The following is a 15,801-nucleotide window of genomic DNA, read 5'->3' as shown; positions in this document are numbered from 1 at the left end:
TACTTTATTAGGAAATTAAATTTTTTCTAAAATAAATTCATAAACAATCACCTAATTTTGTAAATAAATAGCTTAATTTAGTTTTTCATTTCCTTTTTAAAGGCAATATATGAGTAAATAGTTGTGAATCCAACTAAAAATATAATCAATGGAATGACAATGATTCCTTTATTACTCACTGGAATAAAATATAGCAATAAAAAACATAAACCAACAATCATAAATAATCTACCACTAACGCGATGTGTTTTTTTCCAAACAGTTTCATTACTTAATGTCCATGGTGTACGGACGCCAATAAAATAATTCGAACGAACATGAGGCAGATAATTACCAAGAAACATAAACAAAAGACCAATAAAGAGAAAACTCATTGAACCGATATGAACGTTATAACCTAATCCATAAAATAAAACACTCATATTAATTAAAAAGAAAATAAATAGAATCCCTGTAGACATAAAGTATAAACTTCTTTGGAATAACTTATAATTCTCTTTTCTTGGATCGATCTTCGGAGTAACAATTGGCAATAAATAAACCAAAAGCATGATCACATGGAGCTCGATAAACGTTTGCATTTTTGAATCGTAATTATTAACATGACCTGAAAAATCCCAGTGAACTGGTAGTTGACTTGGTAAATCATGGAAGTTAATAATCCATAATACAAGCGAACAAATAAATAGTAAAATTGCAATGATATGCTTTTTCAAGTTAAATCACCTCTCAATTTTTTTCTTTAAAACTATATGCCCAACTAATAATTTCTTGGAAAACCGTCATATTTAGGGAATAAATAATAAATTGACCCTTCTTTTCATCTTGAATTAACTGAGCAGACTTTAATATTTTAAGATGCTGCGAAATACTTGGTTTTGACATATCGAATTGTTCTGAAATTTCTCCAGCAGTTAAATCCTTCTCTTTTAATAAATCTAAAATTTTCCTCCGAGTTGGATCCGATAATGCTTTAAATAATTCGTTCAAATTTTACACCTCTAAGATTTAGTATTTAGTTAATTAACTAAATACTAAAATGTATTTGTCTAATTGTCAATTATGCTAAGATTAAAATAATTTATTTTAAGTTTTTATGTCCTTTCTATATAATTTAAATAAACATCAACTAAATGAAATTAAAAGATTAGAGGTAATATCATGGCAAATAAACTATATTTTGAACACCCCTCTTTAAAAAAATGGTTTACTAAAATTACAGACATTAAAGAAGTTGATTCTTTGTTTCATATCAAACTTGAAGATTCTGCATTTTATCCTGAAGGTGGTGGGCAGCCATCTGATTTCGGTACGATTAATGGAATTGAAATTATTGATTTAATAGAAGAGGATGAAGAAGTAATCCATGTCTTAAATAAAAGACCGGAGACACTTGATGCAACATGTGAAATTAATTGGGATCGAAGAATTGATCATATGCAGCATCATAGTGGCCAGCATTTACTTTCGGCAACAATTATTGAACTATATGATATTCCTACAGTAAGTTTTCATCTAGGAAAAGAGACAGTTACGATTGACTTAGATACACCTTCTCTTTCAGCTGAACAATTAAATCAAATTGAGCGAGCAGTATATGAGAAGATTCTCGCTAATATTGAAATTAAAACATACTTCGTAGACAAAGAAGAATTAAATGTGCTTCAACTACGCAAATTACCAAAAGTTGAAGACAACATACGAATTGTTGAGATTTTACATACAGATTTATCTGCTTGTTGTGGTACGCATGTAAAACAAACGGGTGAAATAGGATTCATAAAATTAATAAAAACTGAAAAAGTAAGACAAACTACTCGACTTCATTTTAAATGTGGCTATAGAGCACTAGAAGAAATTCAAAAGACTAGTAAAACATTATCAAATATTAATCAATTATTTAATACACATACTGATCAGGTTAAAGATAAAGTCGAAACGACGATGTATGAATTAAAAGAAGCGCAAAAAGAGATCGAGAAAATGAAAGAAACGATCTTTAACTCAATTTCTAACGAATTACTATTAAATGCAACGAATGATATCATTTTTAAAACTTTTGAAGAAGAATCGGTTAAAGACTTACAGTTACTGGCGAAAGCTATTCAAGCAAAAAAACCTTCATTACTAGTTTTTTCAAGTGTAAAAGAGCAAAAATTATTGCTTATTAATCAGCTAAAAAATGATCTGCATTGCGGAGAACTAATTAAAAATTTACTAAAACAAGTTGAAGGAAAAGGAGGCGGCGGTGCAGGGCAAGCACAAGCTACTTTTGAAACTTCAATCCAATTAAACAAAGCTGAAAATACTTTAAAACATATTCTTCTTAGTCAGTTAAATGCGTAAATCTACAAAATTAAAAGAACAACACACGGACTGCTTGGGGTCCAGTTGTTCTTTTCTTATTTTTGTATTCATTTATTTTTATACAATCGAATACTTATAAAATTTTTTATCGACCTTCATCACTGGAAAATTTTCAGGTAAATCGTTCACTTCTACACTTGTAAATCCATTTTTTTCATAAAATCGATGAGCTGCTAGAAATTGAGGAGTGGTTCCAAGATAAATTGCCTTTATTGATTTTTCTTTCGCCCAATTAATAGCATGATTTAATAAAAGACTTGCAGTTTTATATTTTTCACCTCTGAATTCTTTGTCTACAAACATCTTTCTCAACGCAACTTGTTGATTCCCTATGTCTAAAAGACTGATCGTACCAACTACCTTTTCGCCATAAAGAGCCACCCAAAAGTTCCCTTTTCCATTCTGATAAAATTCTTCTATCGTAAACAAATCAGGCTGGTCATCCTTGGTGATCTTAATATTGTATTCCCGCTGCTGTATATCAAGAATCAAATCTACTACTTGAGCTTGAAAAACATTAGAGTATTCTTTCACTATAGGACTACTGTTCATAAATTTACACCGCCTATAAAATTTTTAGATATGACTGTTTTCAATTTAACCATTTCTTTATAAATCACTGTTATCTTCTCTGATATGAAACTCCTCTCTTTTATCCTTTTCATATTAGTTTTACTTTCAGGCTAAATCTAAAAGTATATTTATTTAATTCTATTCTTAGATTATGAATCCTTTTTGTTCGTCTTCCATGCTATTTAGCAAAACAAGCACTTAATATCCTCAATTAATCAAAGCCTTTACTCTACTTTTTCTACTTTTATTTCGATTTTACATAGTCTTTTCTTTCTATTGATGAGATAATAGATTTTGTCGAATTATATTATGGGTAAATGGGGAGAAATTTTTATGTGGAAAAACCGAAACGTTTGGATCGTGTTGTTCGGTGAATTTGGAGCCGGTATAGGTCTATGGTTCGGAATTATCGGAAACTTGGAATTTATGCAAAAACATGTACCTTCTGATTTCTTTAAATCGTTAATTCTTTTTTTCGGTTTATTAGCAGGAGTTTTTGTTGGTCCTTTGGCAGGAAGGTTAATTGATCAATATTCAAAGAAAAAGATTTTATTAATTAGTGGTTTAGGCCGAACTTTAAGTGTAATTCTAATGTTTTTTGCAATACAATACGAAAGTATAATTTTTATGGTCTTATTTTTAGTAATGTTGCAAATTTCTGCTGCATTTTACTTTCCAGCACTTCAAGCTGTTATTCCAATGATTGTAAAAAACGATCAGTTATTAACGTTAAATGGGATTCATATGAATATTTCAACAATATCAAGAATTGCTGGAACTTCAATAGGCGGTATTTTAGTTGTATCTACAAGTCTAACGAATGTATATGGAATGAGTATGTTGGCATATGCATTTTTATTTTTAATGACGTTCTTTTTACGAATTGAAGAACCAACCATTAAATCAATGAATGTAGAAAAAACTAAAAAATCGAAAGCTGATAAAGGATTTACTGAAATATTCGCACTGATAAGAAATAACCCGACAATCTTAAATTTATTTATCTTAAACTTGGTGCCAGTACTTTTTTTAGGTGGATTTAATTTAATGGTAATCGAAATAAGTGATATTCAGCATGATCCTGCAGTAAAAGGTCTTATTTATACAAGTGAAGGTATCTCGTTCATGATAGGAGCATTTGTCATTAAACACTTAACAAAAAAGTATACGAATAAGCAATTATTATACTTTTCAACTTTTTTAGTGGCTCTTGCTCAGCTGTCACTTTTCTTTGCAGACCATCATTGGATGACGCTAATCTCATTTGCAATTTTCGGATTTTCAGTTGGTTGCTTCTTTCCTGTTTGTTCTACTGTTTTCCAAACTTCAATCGACAAATCATACCATGGTCGACTTTTCTCATTTAGAAGTATGTATGACAGAGTAACATTTCAAGTTGTCCTTTTAAGTACAGGACTATTTTTAGATACAATTGGGTTACAATATATGGTGTTAATTTTTGGAACGGTTTCTCTATTAATTATTGCTAGATTATTGTATAAAGACAAAAAATCGAATGAAATAGTTAAAAAACCTGAAAATTTATCAATGTAATGAAAAGAGGCTGTCTCAAAAGAGGAGCCTCTTTTTCATTACTATTTACTTAACTACCAACAAAAAAGAGATCCCATATAATAATGGAACACCCTTGTTAATCAATATCCATATGCAGCTAAAAATTCATTCAAACTTGAATACAGTGTAACGACTTCCCATTTTCGTTCAAATTCATAGGCTGTACATACTTCCCCTGTTTCCTCATTGATAAAGATCACATCATCCGTTTCGTCATCAAAACCAATTATTAACCAATTTTCTGGCCATTGTATTTTTTTACTTAAGTCCTTTTTAGCTTCATTTAATTCGTCTTCTTTAATAAAATAGATTGTCATATTTTCATTTGAGACTTCATCGATGCCTATTCCTTTTATTCTTGAAAACCATTCGTTTTGCATTTTATATTCCCCATTTCCAATAAGAAAGCCTGTATCAACCAAATGATCACAGGCTAACTTTTTTACTTTTGTGCTTTTTTTGATTCAGATAAATTTGATTTATCTTCGTAGTTTGGTTGTCTTTGACCGGCGTTATTTTTTCTTCCACCATTTCCACGTCCCATTTCTTTCGCCTCCTTAATTTGTCATAAAAATATTTTATACAATTAAGGAAAGTCTATCCTATAAAATTATAAGAAGAAAAAATAGATAACAAATTGGATAAATAGGATGATCCAATAACCAAAAACAAATTTTGGATGCTTTGTTTTATGTTTAAAATAATACATTCCTAAAATAGAACCAATCGTTCCACCGATAATTGCGAATAGAAATAATATACGTTCAGGAATTCTCCAAGCTTTTCTTTTTGCACGTGACTTATCGATTCCCATAATTGCGAATGAAACAATGTTAACGATTACTAAATAAAATAGAAAATACCCTACCATTTGGATCCCTCATAACACTCGTTTATTTTGAAATTTTTGCTATTTTACTACGAGTTGTTTGTATTAAATCTTTTGCATTCAATTGAAGTTGTATACCTATTTTTCCACCGCTAACAATAATCTCTTCTAAATTATTTACAGATTCTTCGATAAAAGTAGGGTATTGTTTTTTCATTCCGATTGGTGAACAACCACCTCTTACATATCCTGTACTTGCTAAAAGGTCTTTTACTGGTAATAATTCAACTTTCTTCTCTCCAGCAGCTTTTGCGGCTAATTTCAAATCTAATTCTTTTTCAACTGGTATGACAAATACATAAATCGCCTTGGATTGACTGATTGATACTAGTGTTTTATAGACTAATTCAGGATCTTTATTTATTTTATTTGCTACGGAAACACCATCAATCTTTCCATCATTTGATTCATAATTTAAAGTTGTATAGTTAATTTTTTTTGAATCTAACATTCTCATTGCATTTGTTTTACTTACAGCCATTTTTACTCCTTTCAAAGCTACAAAATTAAGATTATTTTAAGCAGATATTGATTGCTTCTTATTTCGATTTTTAAGTTTTTGTTCAATGGATTTCATAAACGGTGTAGTTGAAACAGCAAACACGACACAAGCTAACCATATAAATGAAAATGAAATAAAATCTTTCTTTGAGAAACTTTCATCGTATAATAAAACCCCTATTAATAAACTAATTGTTGGTGATATAAATTGCAAAAATCCAACATATGTATACGGAATTAATTGTGCTGCTTTACCGAAAAATAATAAAGGTATAATTGTTACTAACCCTGCACCTACTATTAATAATTGCTCAATTGGTGCACTTTGTACAAGACCTGCTTGGCCTTTATAAGCTAGAAAAGCAAAATATAGTAAGGCGACTGGAAAAATTAATAACGTCTCTATTGTAAGACTTAAAAAAGAATCAATCTTTAAAATCTTTTTTAATAATCCATAAAAGGCAAATGTTAAAGATAATAGGATTGCTACGATTGGTAATGTACCTGACATGATTGTTAAATAGCCTACACCTATTGTTGCTAAACAAACTGAAACGATTTGCCAAATTGACAATGACTCTTTCAATACAATTACACCAAGTATAATACTAACTAATGGATTAATATAATAGCCTAAACTTGCATCAAGAATATGATTTGAATTGACCGCCCAAATATAAATTAGCCAATTAGAACTAATTAATAGTGAAATAGCAATCATTGAAACGAATACTTTTTTATTACCTACAACTTGCTTCCAAGTAATATTAAATTGCTTTAATTTTTTTGAAAGAAGAATGAAAAGTATTAACGTAACAAAAGACCAGATAATACGATGTGTTAATATTTCAAAAGGAGAAATATCTTGAATTAGTTTCCAATATATCGGTAAGACACCCCATACTACATATGCAAGAACACCGTATAAAATCCCTTTAAGTGTGTTATTCATTCTCTCCCAGCTTTCTTTTTCTATATTAGTGTGCTATATCAACCTTTTTTTCTTCAGATTGTTCAGAAGGTAAAAATAAGACGAAAATAAACGTAATTATACTAAATACTGCCATAAATAAAGTGATGATTTCAAAACCGGTAGTAACAGCTTTTACCGTTGAAAGATGATTGACTTGATTATGAGCACTTAGAACTAATTTTTGACCATTCAATACTTCAGATACCTTAATTGTAAAAATGGTTCCTAACACAGCAACTGTAATTGTTTGCGAAAAAGTATTTAAAAAGGAATTTGCAGCAATTGCAATACCCCGTTGGTTCATCTTTACAGCTGATGAAATTAGGATCATATAAATTGGAAAAGATAATCCGAAGCCAAGACCTAAAAATGCATTAAATGGATAAATTAGTAATGTTGAATCATGGAAAAAATTCATCCCAAATGCACCGATAATACATAAGAATGCGCCTAATAGAATCATATTTTTTGCTTTCATTTTCTTAATGAGACGACCAGATAAAAAAGAGCCTAATGTCCAAGCGAATGATAAAGGAATTAACATTAAACCTGATTGAGTCGCACTTAATCCAAACACACTTTGATTATAAACTGGTAAATACACCTCAATCGATATTAGAAGTGCATGTGCAATAAACATTGCTGCATATGTAACAACTAAATGACGGATTTTGAATAATGAAAGTGGTAATAATGGTTCCTTTGCTCTTGTTTCAACAAAAAGAAATAACCCAAACAAAATGATTGCAAATGCAAAAAGAAATAATAAATTTGGAGAAGTCCAATTATGTTGCTCTCCACCTACTACTAAAGCATATAATGCAGATAAAGTACTTAATATAAATAGAATGGATCCTAAATAATCAATTGAAATTGTATTTTTGCGGTCAATTTTTTGATGATAATATTTCCAAAATAGAATAACAGAGAGAATTCCGAATGGAAAATTAATAAAAAAGATAAAACGCCAAGAAATGAAGTCTACAAAAAAACCTCCAACTAAAGGACCAATTACGCTTGAAACTGCCCATACGGCACTTATATAGCCTTGCACTTTAGCCCTTTCTTGGTATGGATATAGATCACTTATTACCGTCATCGTTAAAGGTAATGCAGCTCCAGCTCCTAGCCCTTGAATGGTACGAAATAAAATTAATTGACCCATATTTTGTGAAAAACCACATAAAACTGAACCTAAAATAAATAAAATAATGCCAAACATTAATAAGTTTTTGCGACCATATAAATCCGATAGCTTCCCATAAATTGGTGTCGTTACAGTCATTGCCAACATATAAGCTGCAAAAATCCAACTCATCAACTTAACACCAGATAATTCTGTAGTAATGGTAGGTGTGGCAGTTGTAATAATCGTCCCTTCAATCGCAGACAATGTAACAGCTACCAACAACCCGATTGTCACTAGTCTTCGATTTGTTTCCACAGTTTACCTCCATTCGAGAGCAGATCTACGTATTGACTTTTTTAGAATAGATAACTATTCTTATCCTCCATTAAAAATAATAGAAGCTCTAATGGAGCTTCTATTGCTTTTCTTGCCTACTTCTTCCAATTTAGTTCAATAAATTCGTCTCTCCCAGACATCGCTCGGTCTTCTTTATAATGTTTTGGATTTTTTTTATGATAGTCTTGGTGATATTCTTCAGCCTCATAAAAAGTAGTTGCTTCTAATATTTCGGTTACAATCGGTTTCTTAAAAATATTACTTTCAATTAATTTTTCTTTTGATTCCATTGCTTCCTTCAGTTGTGAATCATTATGAACAAAGATTGCAGCTCGATATTGTGAACCTCTATCTTGGAATTGACCGTCTGGATCTGTTGGATCAATTTGCGGCCAAAATAATTCTAATAGTTTTTTGTATGAAAATAATTCATCATCAAACGTAATTTGAACTACTTCATAATGTCCAGTAGTCCCCTTTTTTACTTGTTCATACGTAGGATTTTCTAAATCTCCACCCATATAACCTGAAACAATACCATGTATACCAGGTAAATCTTCAAACGGTGTTACCATACACCAAAAACAACCACCTGCAAATGTAGCTTTTTGTATCAATTTAAATCCTCCTTACATTACCTAGTTTACATAATATTTTTATGTTAAACCCATATATTTCTATAATCTTATCTTATCTCTTTTAAACGGATTTTTAAATATTTTAGCTCATAATTTACCAATTTTTAATAAAATGGATTCCTGCTCCCGGATTAGACTTTTACTAAGCGAAAAGACGATAAAAAACAGACAGTAATTGTCTTATTGAACGACAATTATGTCTGTTTTCCTAAACTGTTTTTAAGCAGCAATTGATTTATTATTGTTTTTAATCCTAGTACCAACAAACAACCAAATGACAAATAATACTAAAATTAGTTGTGGGATGATACTTTCTAGGGAAGGATAAATCCCTAATTTAGGTATAGTTGGAAAAATAGTACTCATATGATCAGGCAAATAGCCAATTCCTTGTAATGCATGTATGCTTTGACCGATGAATTTAAACGTCAAGTAATAAATACATAAACTTGCAATTGTAAAAAACGGCTTTAACGGAATAAATTTACTTCCTTTTAAGATAAAAATTCCAATTATAACAAGTAAAATGATTCCACCTGCAAAACCAGTAAGCAATTCTTTTGTTGTAATTGAAGTACTCATACCAATATAAAATACGACCGTTTCGGCACCTTCTCTAAATACTGCAAAAAATGAAAGTAAGCTTAATGAAAGGATTCCTCCGCCCGCAATTGCAGCTTTTGCTTTTTCCTTCATCTTACTACCATATTCTTGTTGACGAGATTGTTTATGTAGCCATAACCCAACTGTTAACATGAAAACAACCGCAATCAGACCAGAAATTCCTTCAATTAATTGATTACTAATTCCAGCTGAGATACTTGATAATAAAAACTTGAATAATAAACCAGCTACTAAACTAGCTAAAATACCAAAAGCACCACCAACAAAAATCCACTTACGTGCTGACTCTTGTTTACCTTTTGACACTAATGCTAGTAAAGCTGAAATAATAATTAAAGCTTCTAAACCTTCACGGAATACAATAGTCCCGGCATCAAACATCGTATAAGATGTTTTCTTCGTAGCTAAATTTAAATTCTGTTGAATCTGTTTTAATGTTTTCAACGTTGAAGCAGATTTAGGCTTTTCTGTTAACCTAGTTAATGCAATGGAAGTATCATTTTCAATCTTTTTATATAATTCCATTGAATTTGATTGAACGATTACTTCAACATAAGGCCAATCTTGTATAAAATCATTAAATGTAGCCTGTGCCTTTTCTATATCATTTGATTCGACAGAATTGATTGTTTGATTGAGTAGTTTTATAGCTTTCTCTATACTCACTTCTTTCGTTGAGTCACTACTTGGATTATTCATTACATCAATTAATTTAGTAAAAGAATCATTTACTTTAGTAGTTGAAGGATTATCAGTAAACAATGTTGACCTCGAAGTAATCATATTTGCTTCAATTGAACCATAAAAACCACTGTTAGCTCTTCTTATATCATTTTCAACTTTAGACCATTCGATTTCAAAAAGCTTATATTCTGATTGCGCTTTTGCCCAATTCGATTCATTTGATAAAGTTTTAATATTATTTAAATGAGATACTAGTTTAGTAAGATTAATTTGAGATAGATCTTTATTATCATTCGTCTTTTCAATCCACTTTTCAGTTTCAAAAGCTACTGCTCGAATATCATCTTTTACTGCAGCAAGATCATTTTGATCAATATCTTTAATCGCTTGGTCAACTAGTTTATTTAATTTTGAAGTTTTTTTCTCATTTTTAATTAAATCTTTAATCGCTACTAAATCTGTTTTAACTTTCTCTTTTTCACCATTTTTAACTTCTGTTAATGAGTTACCAATATGCGAAAGTACTTGTTCTTGAAGATCAGTTTCAGCAAATGTTTTATGAAACGGACTAATTATTAAACTTAAAAATAGTAAACTAGCTATTAAAAATATATTTTTATTCATACAATTCACCTAAAGTAATCCTTCACCAATATAGCTTCCGTTCTTAACCCCTGGGAAGCATGCAAAAACTGCACTACCATTATGTTCGATGTATTCGTTTAATAAATCCATTTTCGCTAATTTATCTTGCATGGGAATAAATTGTTTTTCTAGGTCTCTTTGGAAACTAACAAATAGTAACCCTGCATCTAATTTTCCTGTTTGAATATCAAGTCCGTCTGTGTATGAATAAGATCTTCTTAAAATTTTAATTTTTCCTTTACCTCTTGCTAAGGCAACATGTGAATCTGCAGGAATCAGTAATTTCCCATTATCATCTGTTTTCTTTAAATCTAGTTTAGCAAATTCATCTTTTTCGCCAATTGGTGCACCAGTTGCTCTATGACGTCCAAATGTTTGTTCCTGATCTTGTAATGAACTTCGATCCCATTCCTCAACACGGATACGAATACGTCTTGCAACTAGATATGAACCACCAGTTAGCCAAGCTGGACCATCGCCATTTTGTACCCAAACATGTGTATTCATTTCTTTTTCATCTTTTGTATCTGGATTTGCAGTACCGTCCTTAAAGCCCATGAGGTTTCTTGGCGTGCTACCAGATGGATCCGCTCCAGATGAGCGTTGGAAGCCATGCTGCATCCATTTTATACTAACCGTTCCACGGCCAAGACGAATCAAGTTTCTTACACCATGAAAGGCAACTTGTTGATCGTTTGCACAAACCTGAACTACGATGTCTCCACCGTTCCATTCCTCTCTTAAATCATCACCAGGGAAATGAGGTAAATCTTTTAACCCAGGTGGTCTACTTGATTGAATGGATAATCGGTCAAAAAATGAAGGGCCAACACCAAATGTAAACGTAAGCTTCATTGGTTGTAAACCAGTTGCTTCACCCGTATCAATTGGTGGTGAAGAAGGATATTCAGAATCACCTAGTTCCTTTCCTTCACTCATTAAAGCCGCCGCTTCAGTCCATTTTTTAAACATTGTTTTGACATCTGCTTTTGAAGTAGTTTCTAGTTTAAAAGACGCCAAATATATAAAATCTTGAGCAGGAGTCGTAATTCCTTGCTGGTTCTTACCATAAAACGGAAGAATCTCTCTTTCATCCGCTTTAGCTGGTGAAAAGAAATTAGTTACTTTTTCAGTAGCTGCTTCAATTCCAGTAGCACCAATAAGGATACCAGCACCACCAACTCCAATAAGTTTTAATGCATCTCTTCTAGAAACTTTATTTGTTTCTAATTTTTTCATATTATTTAACCCCTAAAGTTGACCCAACTTGTGAAATCGGTTCTGCTAATGCATCTACTTGTTGAGCTAATTTTTTTACTTCATCTTCTTTTAACTGTTTGTAATCAACATACTGATCACCTTTTTTATAAGTATTTAAAGTTGTAATTAATTCATTAAATCTAGTTTCAATTGTAGAAGCTAATTCAGCATCTTTTGCTTTTAATTTATCAGATAATAATTGAACGATTTTTTCTGAACCTTCCACGTTTGCTGCAAAATCAGCCAAATCAGTATGAGAATATCGCTCTTCTTCACCTGTTACTTTTGAAGATGAAACTTCATTTAATAATTCCACAGGACCAGTTACAAATAATACAGGATCAATTTCAGCTGTTTCTACTTTTGCTCTTAAGTAGTTAGCATCCTTCATAAGTTGTTCTGTATATTTTTCTAAACCTTTTGTTGTATTTTGAGTCCAAAGAACTTGCTCAATTTTATGGAAACCAGTCCATTCATTTGCAGGTACATCACCTTCACGTGCATCAATCTTTGGATCTAAATCACCGAATGATTCTGCTACTGGTTCAATTCTCTCGAAATAAGAACGACTAATTGGATATAGACGTTTTGCTTCTGCCATGTTTCCTGCATTGATTGCATCAACAAACTTCTGAGTATTTGCTACGAACTCTTCCGTTTGAGAAACAACGAAATCTCTATAATTATTAATCTCTGAATCTAAATTTATTTTTGCTTCTACTTTTGATTCCTTTTTTACGTTACTTGCTTCTTCACTTTTTTGTGCACATCCTGCCATCATTAAACTTGTAGCAAGAGAAATTGCGATCATAGTAGTTTGCTTTTTCATGAAAATACCCCCGAAAAATCTAAATTAATTATATGTATTTCTTATTGATAACTATTTTCAATACCTATCATAATACAATTGATAAATATTTTCAATTAGATTTTCATAAAAAAATGACTGAAGCTTGTTCAGTCATTTTACGTTGTAGAGTCATATACAAAGTTACGAATCAAAGTTTACGATTAAGTTCAATTGATGTTCGTACTTTTTAAGATTAATTCTTATATAATTATGTTATTACAGTTAACTAATCAACAGAATATAACCAGCATTATTCAATTTTAAATAATTTCGCTAAGTAAGCATTCACAAATATATTATTCTGATCTAATTGACGTCGAATAGCAAGAAAGTTTGATAATGAAGGATATGAATGATTTAATTTTTCTATATTCATTGAATGCATTTTCCCCCAATGAGGTCTACCGTTATAGCTTTGAAGAATTTCCTCTATTCTATTAAAATACTCTTGATGAGGCATTCCTTTATACATATGGATTGCGATATATGCTGAATCTCTCATCGAGGCAGGACTTATTAAAAAATGATCACCTTTAACGAATCGACATTCGATTGGGAAATGCACATTAAATCGTTTATTTTTAATTTCTTCTTGAATTTCTAACGTTGCATCATTCATATATTGAGCTGGAATGCTATATTCCATCTCGTTAAATTTCACATGTCGAGTTGTTGAAAACAATTCATGACTAGGTCCAACCATCTTTGTATTTGGAACACTACTACCACAAATTTTACTAATTTGAGAACTACTTTTTGGATAGTTTCTACTAAACTCACTTAATAACCAAAATGCTTTATTTTCAATCGTTGCTACTTTCCATTTCTCAAATTTAAATGAATGCTTTTTCGTTCTAGTTTCATTCATTACCTTTATTTGAACATTGTTCGAATACGGAAATAAGTAAAACTCAAAATGTTCATTTTCCTTCTTCAAAATTGATAGTTTGCTATATAATTCATCCATTGCTATTTTATGACTCAAATAACGATATGTTTTAGCAGGCTTTATTCTAATTTTAAATTTAACAACGATCCCTAGTAATCCTAGCGAAACGCCAAGTGCCCTATAAATATCTGTATTTTTTGACTTTGAACAAACTAATATATCACCTGTTGGTAATACTACAGTCATCTCTTCAATTTGTGTAGATAATATTCCGTAATTAATCCCTGTTCCATGTGTCCCTGTTAAAAATGCACCTGCAATCGATTGAACATTAATATCCCCTAAATTTTCTTGTGAATAACCTGCTTCATATAATTCATTCCCTAATTGCTCAAGCTTAGTTCCAGCCCATACTTCGGCAATTTGTTCCTCTTTGTTAATTGAAATAATTCCTTGTAAATTGTCTAGTGATATTAAATAGTCGTTAGTTGAAATTAGTGGGGTAAATGAGTGACTTGAACCAACTACTCTTATTTTTTTATTTTCCAAGTTAGCTTTTTTTACGAGGTTAACAACTTCTTCAATCGATGATGGATACACTACTTGATTCGGACTGAATTTTACACTTCCAGACCAGTTTTTCCATAACATACTTTTCATAGGAAGCACCCCCTATCTCCTCTGTATGTAGTGAACCGGTCGATGATTTTATTTTTACTTACTACATATAAATGAGAAAAACGTTCAGCAATCTCACCAGACTTACTTGGTCTAAATAAAATTGCATCTCCTATTTTTAAATCTTCATGGCCTGAATAAAAAACTGGGGTTTGAACTTCACCAGCACCTTCTAGTGGCAATAAAGTACAATGATCTGGAGAAAATGGAGTTGGTAATTTTTCTTTTCCTACAGCACCCGAAGCAATAAACCCTCCACTTGTGCATGTAAAAATCTTATCCGATGGTTTTCGAATGATTGGTAAAGCAAAGCCAATTGCTGGTTGATATTGAAAATTCCTGTAATCATCAAATAATGTAGGAGCATAAAATCCTGATCCTACTGTCACTTCAGTAACCACTTTCTCTTTTGTCGTCGAGTGGAGACTTCCAGTACCTCCACCATTTACAAATTCAAGGTGATAACCATCTTTTTCAATGTATTTCACAATTTCTCTTCTTTTTTTCGCTATTTCCCCAAGTGATTTTTTCTTTAAAAACTGGATTATTTTATTTTTCAAAACCTTATTTTTGGCATCATCACCAACACCTGCAATTTGCGCTTCATATCCCATAATTCCTACTAAGCGCACATTCAATGATTGCAATATTTTTGTTAATAGAGGTACTAAATCTCTAGTTTCTTTAATCGGTGACCTTCTTACCCCAAAATGAAATCCTAAATATGAAGTACTCATGTCTACATCGATACAAAGTGGAATAACAACCTCATTTTTTACGGCGATCCTTTCAATCATACTAATCTGTTCAGTCTGATCTACCATACAAATGATTTTTTTACCCTTTTTTATTTGTGATGCAATTTTATTTAATCCGATTACATCAACTGTTGGATAACCAATTAATAAATTATCAAAACCATTTTCAGCAAGAAAATCTGCTTCATTAGGGTTATAACACATTAGCCCCTCATAACAATCGTTGCTCTCTAAAATATATTTTAAAACTTGTACACTACGAATGGATTTTGTAGCAATCCGTATTTTCTTACCGTTTGATTTAGTTGCAATATCATCCACATTTTGAACAAAAGCATCCCAATCTAAAAAAGCACATGGCATAGACAATTTGGAAAATACCGATCGATCGACCATTTATTCACCTATCCCGATAGCATTTTATTATTAATT

Annotated in this window: 16 protein-coding genes; 2 read left to right on the top strand and 14 right to left on the bottom strand. The window is 31.2% G+C overall.

Annotated elements, in window-relative coordinates:
* Positions 1–77: 77 nt before the first annotated feature.
* Positions 78–716 (bottom strand): SdpI family protein, encoded by a 639-nt coding sequence (locus CN925_RS17800; RefSeq protein WP_098848158.1) that lies wholly within the window; start codon positions 714–716, stop codon positions 78–80.
* Between the two features lie 13 nt (positions 717–729).
* Positions 730–990 carry an autorepressor SdpR family transcription factor gene (locus CN925_RS17795; RefSeq protein ID WP_098429484.1) on the bottom strand — a complete coding sequence of 87 codons (261 nt, stop codon included), beginning with the start codon at positions 988–990 and terminating at the stop codon, positions 730–732.
* A 171-nt stretch (positions 991–1,161) separates the two neighbouring features.
* Between CN925_RS17795 and CN925_RS17790 the strand changes: the two genes are divergently transcribed.
* A complete protein-coding gene (locus tag CN925_RS17790; RefSeq protein ID WP_098848156.1) occupies positions 1,162–2,346 on the top strand; it encodes an alanyl-tRNA editing protein in 1,185 nt (394 codons plus the stop codon).
* Positions 2,347–2,424: 78 nt separating this feature from the next.
* Here CN925_RS17790 and CN925_RS17785 read toward each other — a convergent pair whose 3' ends face one another.
* Positions 2,425–2,919 (bottom strand): GNAT family N-acetyltransferase, encoded by a 495-nt coding sequence (locus CN925_RS17785; protein ID WP_098848154.1) that lies wholly within the window; start codon positions 2,917–2,919, stop codon positions 2,425–2,427.
* 354 nt (positions 2,920–3,273) lie between these two features.
* On the opposite strand from CN925_RS17785, the gene CN925_RS17780 reads away from it, so the two are divergent.
* Positions 3,274–4,494 (top strand): MFS transporter, encoded by a 1,221-nt coding sequence (locus CN925_RS17780; RefSeq protein ID WP_098848152.1) that lies wholly within the window; start codon positions 3,274–3,276, stop codon positions 4,492–4,494.
* Between the two features lie 101 nt (positions 4,495–4,595).
* Here CN925_RS17780 and CN925_RS17775 read toward each other — a convergent pair whose 3' ends face one another.
* From CN925_RS17775 to CN925_RS17725, 11 genes are all read right to left on the bottom strand, one after another.
* Positions 4,596–4,937, bottom strand: coding sequence for an SMI1/KNR4 family protein (locus CN925_RS17775; RefSeq protein ID WP_286138472.1), 342 nt, complete (start codon positions 4,935–4,937; stop codon positions 4,596–4,598).
* Positions 4,938–5,125: 188 nt separating this feature from the next.
* Positions 5,126–5,386 (bottom strand): DUF1294 domain-containing protein, encoded by a 261-nt coding sequence (locus CN925_RS17770; protein ID WP_098848149.1) that lies wholly within the window; start codon positions 5,384–5,386, stop codon positions 5,126–5,128.
* A 22-nt stretch (positions 5,387–5,408) separates the two neighbouring features.
* Positions 5,409–5,885, bottom strand: coding sequence for a Cys-tRNA(Pro) deacylase (gene ybaK / locus CN925_RS17765; RefSeq protein ID WP_098848147.1), 477 nt, complete (start codon positions 5,883–5,885; stop codon positions 5,409–5,411).
* 36 nt (positions 5,886–5,921) lie between these two features.
* Positions 5,922–6,857, bottom strand: coding sequence for an EamA family transporter RarD (gene rarD / locus CN925_RS17760; RefSeq protein ID WP_098848145.1), 936 nt, complete (start codon positions 6,855–6,857; stop codon positions 5,922–5,924).
* Positions 6,858–6,882: 25 nt separating this feature from the next.
* Positions 6,883–8,322 (bottom strand): MDR family MFS transporter, encoded by a 1,440-nt coding sequence (locus CN925_RS17755; protein WP_098848143.1) that lies wholly within the window; start codon positions 8,320–8,322, stop codon positions 6,883–6,885.
* 116 nt (positions 8,323–8,438) lie between these two features.
* Positions 8,439–8,957 (bottom strand): peptide-methionine (S)-S-oxide reductase MsrA, encoded by a 519-nt coding sequence (gene msrA / locus CN925_RS17750; protein ID WP_098848199.1) that lies wholly within the window; start codon positions 8,955–8,957, stop codon positions 8,439–8,441.
* Positions 8,958–9,200: 243 nt separating this feature from the next.
* Complete coding sequence (locus CN925_RS17745; RefSeq protein ID WP_098848141.1) at positions 9,201–10,913, bottom strand: FTR1 family iron permease; 1,713 nt, start codon at positions 10,911–10,913, stop codon at positions 9,201–9,203.
* 9 nt (positions 10,914–10,922) lie between these two features.
* Positions 10,923–12,173 carry an iron uptake transporter deferrochelatase/peroxidase subunit gene (gene efeB, locus CN925_RS17740; protein WP_098848139.1) on the bottom strand — a complete coding sequence of 417 codons (1,251 nt, stop codon included), beginning with the start codon at positions 12,171–12,173 and terminating at the stop codon, positions 10,923–10,925.
* A gap of 1 nt (position 12,174) precedes the next feature.
* Positions 12,175–13,023 (bottom strand): iron uptake system protein EfeO, encoded by an 849-nt coding sequence (gene efeO, locus CN925_RS17735; protein ID WP_098848137.1) that lies wholly within the window; start codon positions 13,021–13,023, stop codon positions 12,175–12,177.
* A gap of 271 nt (positions 13,024–13,294) precedes the next feature.
* Positions 13,295–14,602 (bottom strand): D-arabinono-1,4-lactone oxidase, encoded by a 1,308-nt coding sequence (locus tag CN925_RS17730; protein ID WP_098848135.1) that lies wholly within the window; start codon positions 14,600–14,602, stop codon positions 13,295–13,297.
* Entirely contained in the window at positions 14,590–15,765 is a 1,176-nt protein-coding gene (locus CN925_RS17725) for an amino acid deaminase/aldolase (protein ID WP_098848133.1), read from the bottom strand. Before CN925_RS17725 ends, CN925_RS17730 begins: the two co-directional genes overlap by 13 nt.
* Positions 15,766–15,801: the final 36 nt, after the last annotated feature.

This window comes from Bacillus sp. AFS055030 (assembly GCF_002574545.1).
Classification (GTDB): domain Bacteria; phylum Bacillota; class Bacilli; order Bacillales; family Bacillaceae_G; genus Gottfriedia.
The sequence above is the reverse complement of the archived record's forward strand: the minus strand, read 5'-3'. Positions and strand labels throughout refer to the sequence as shown.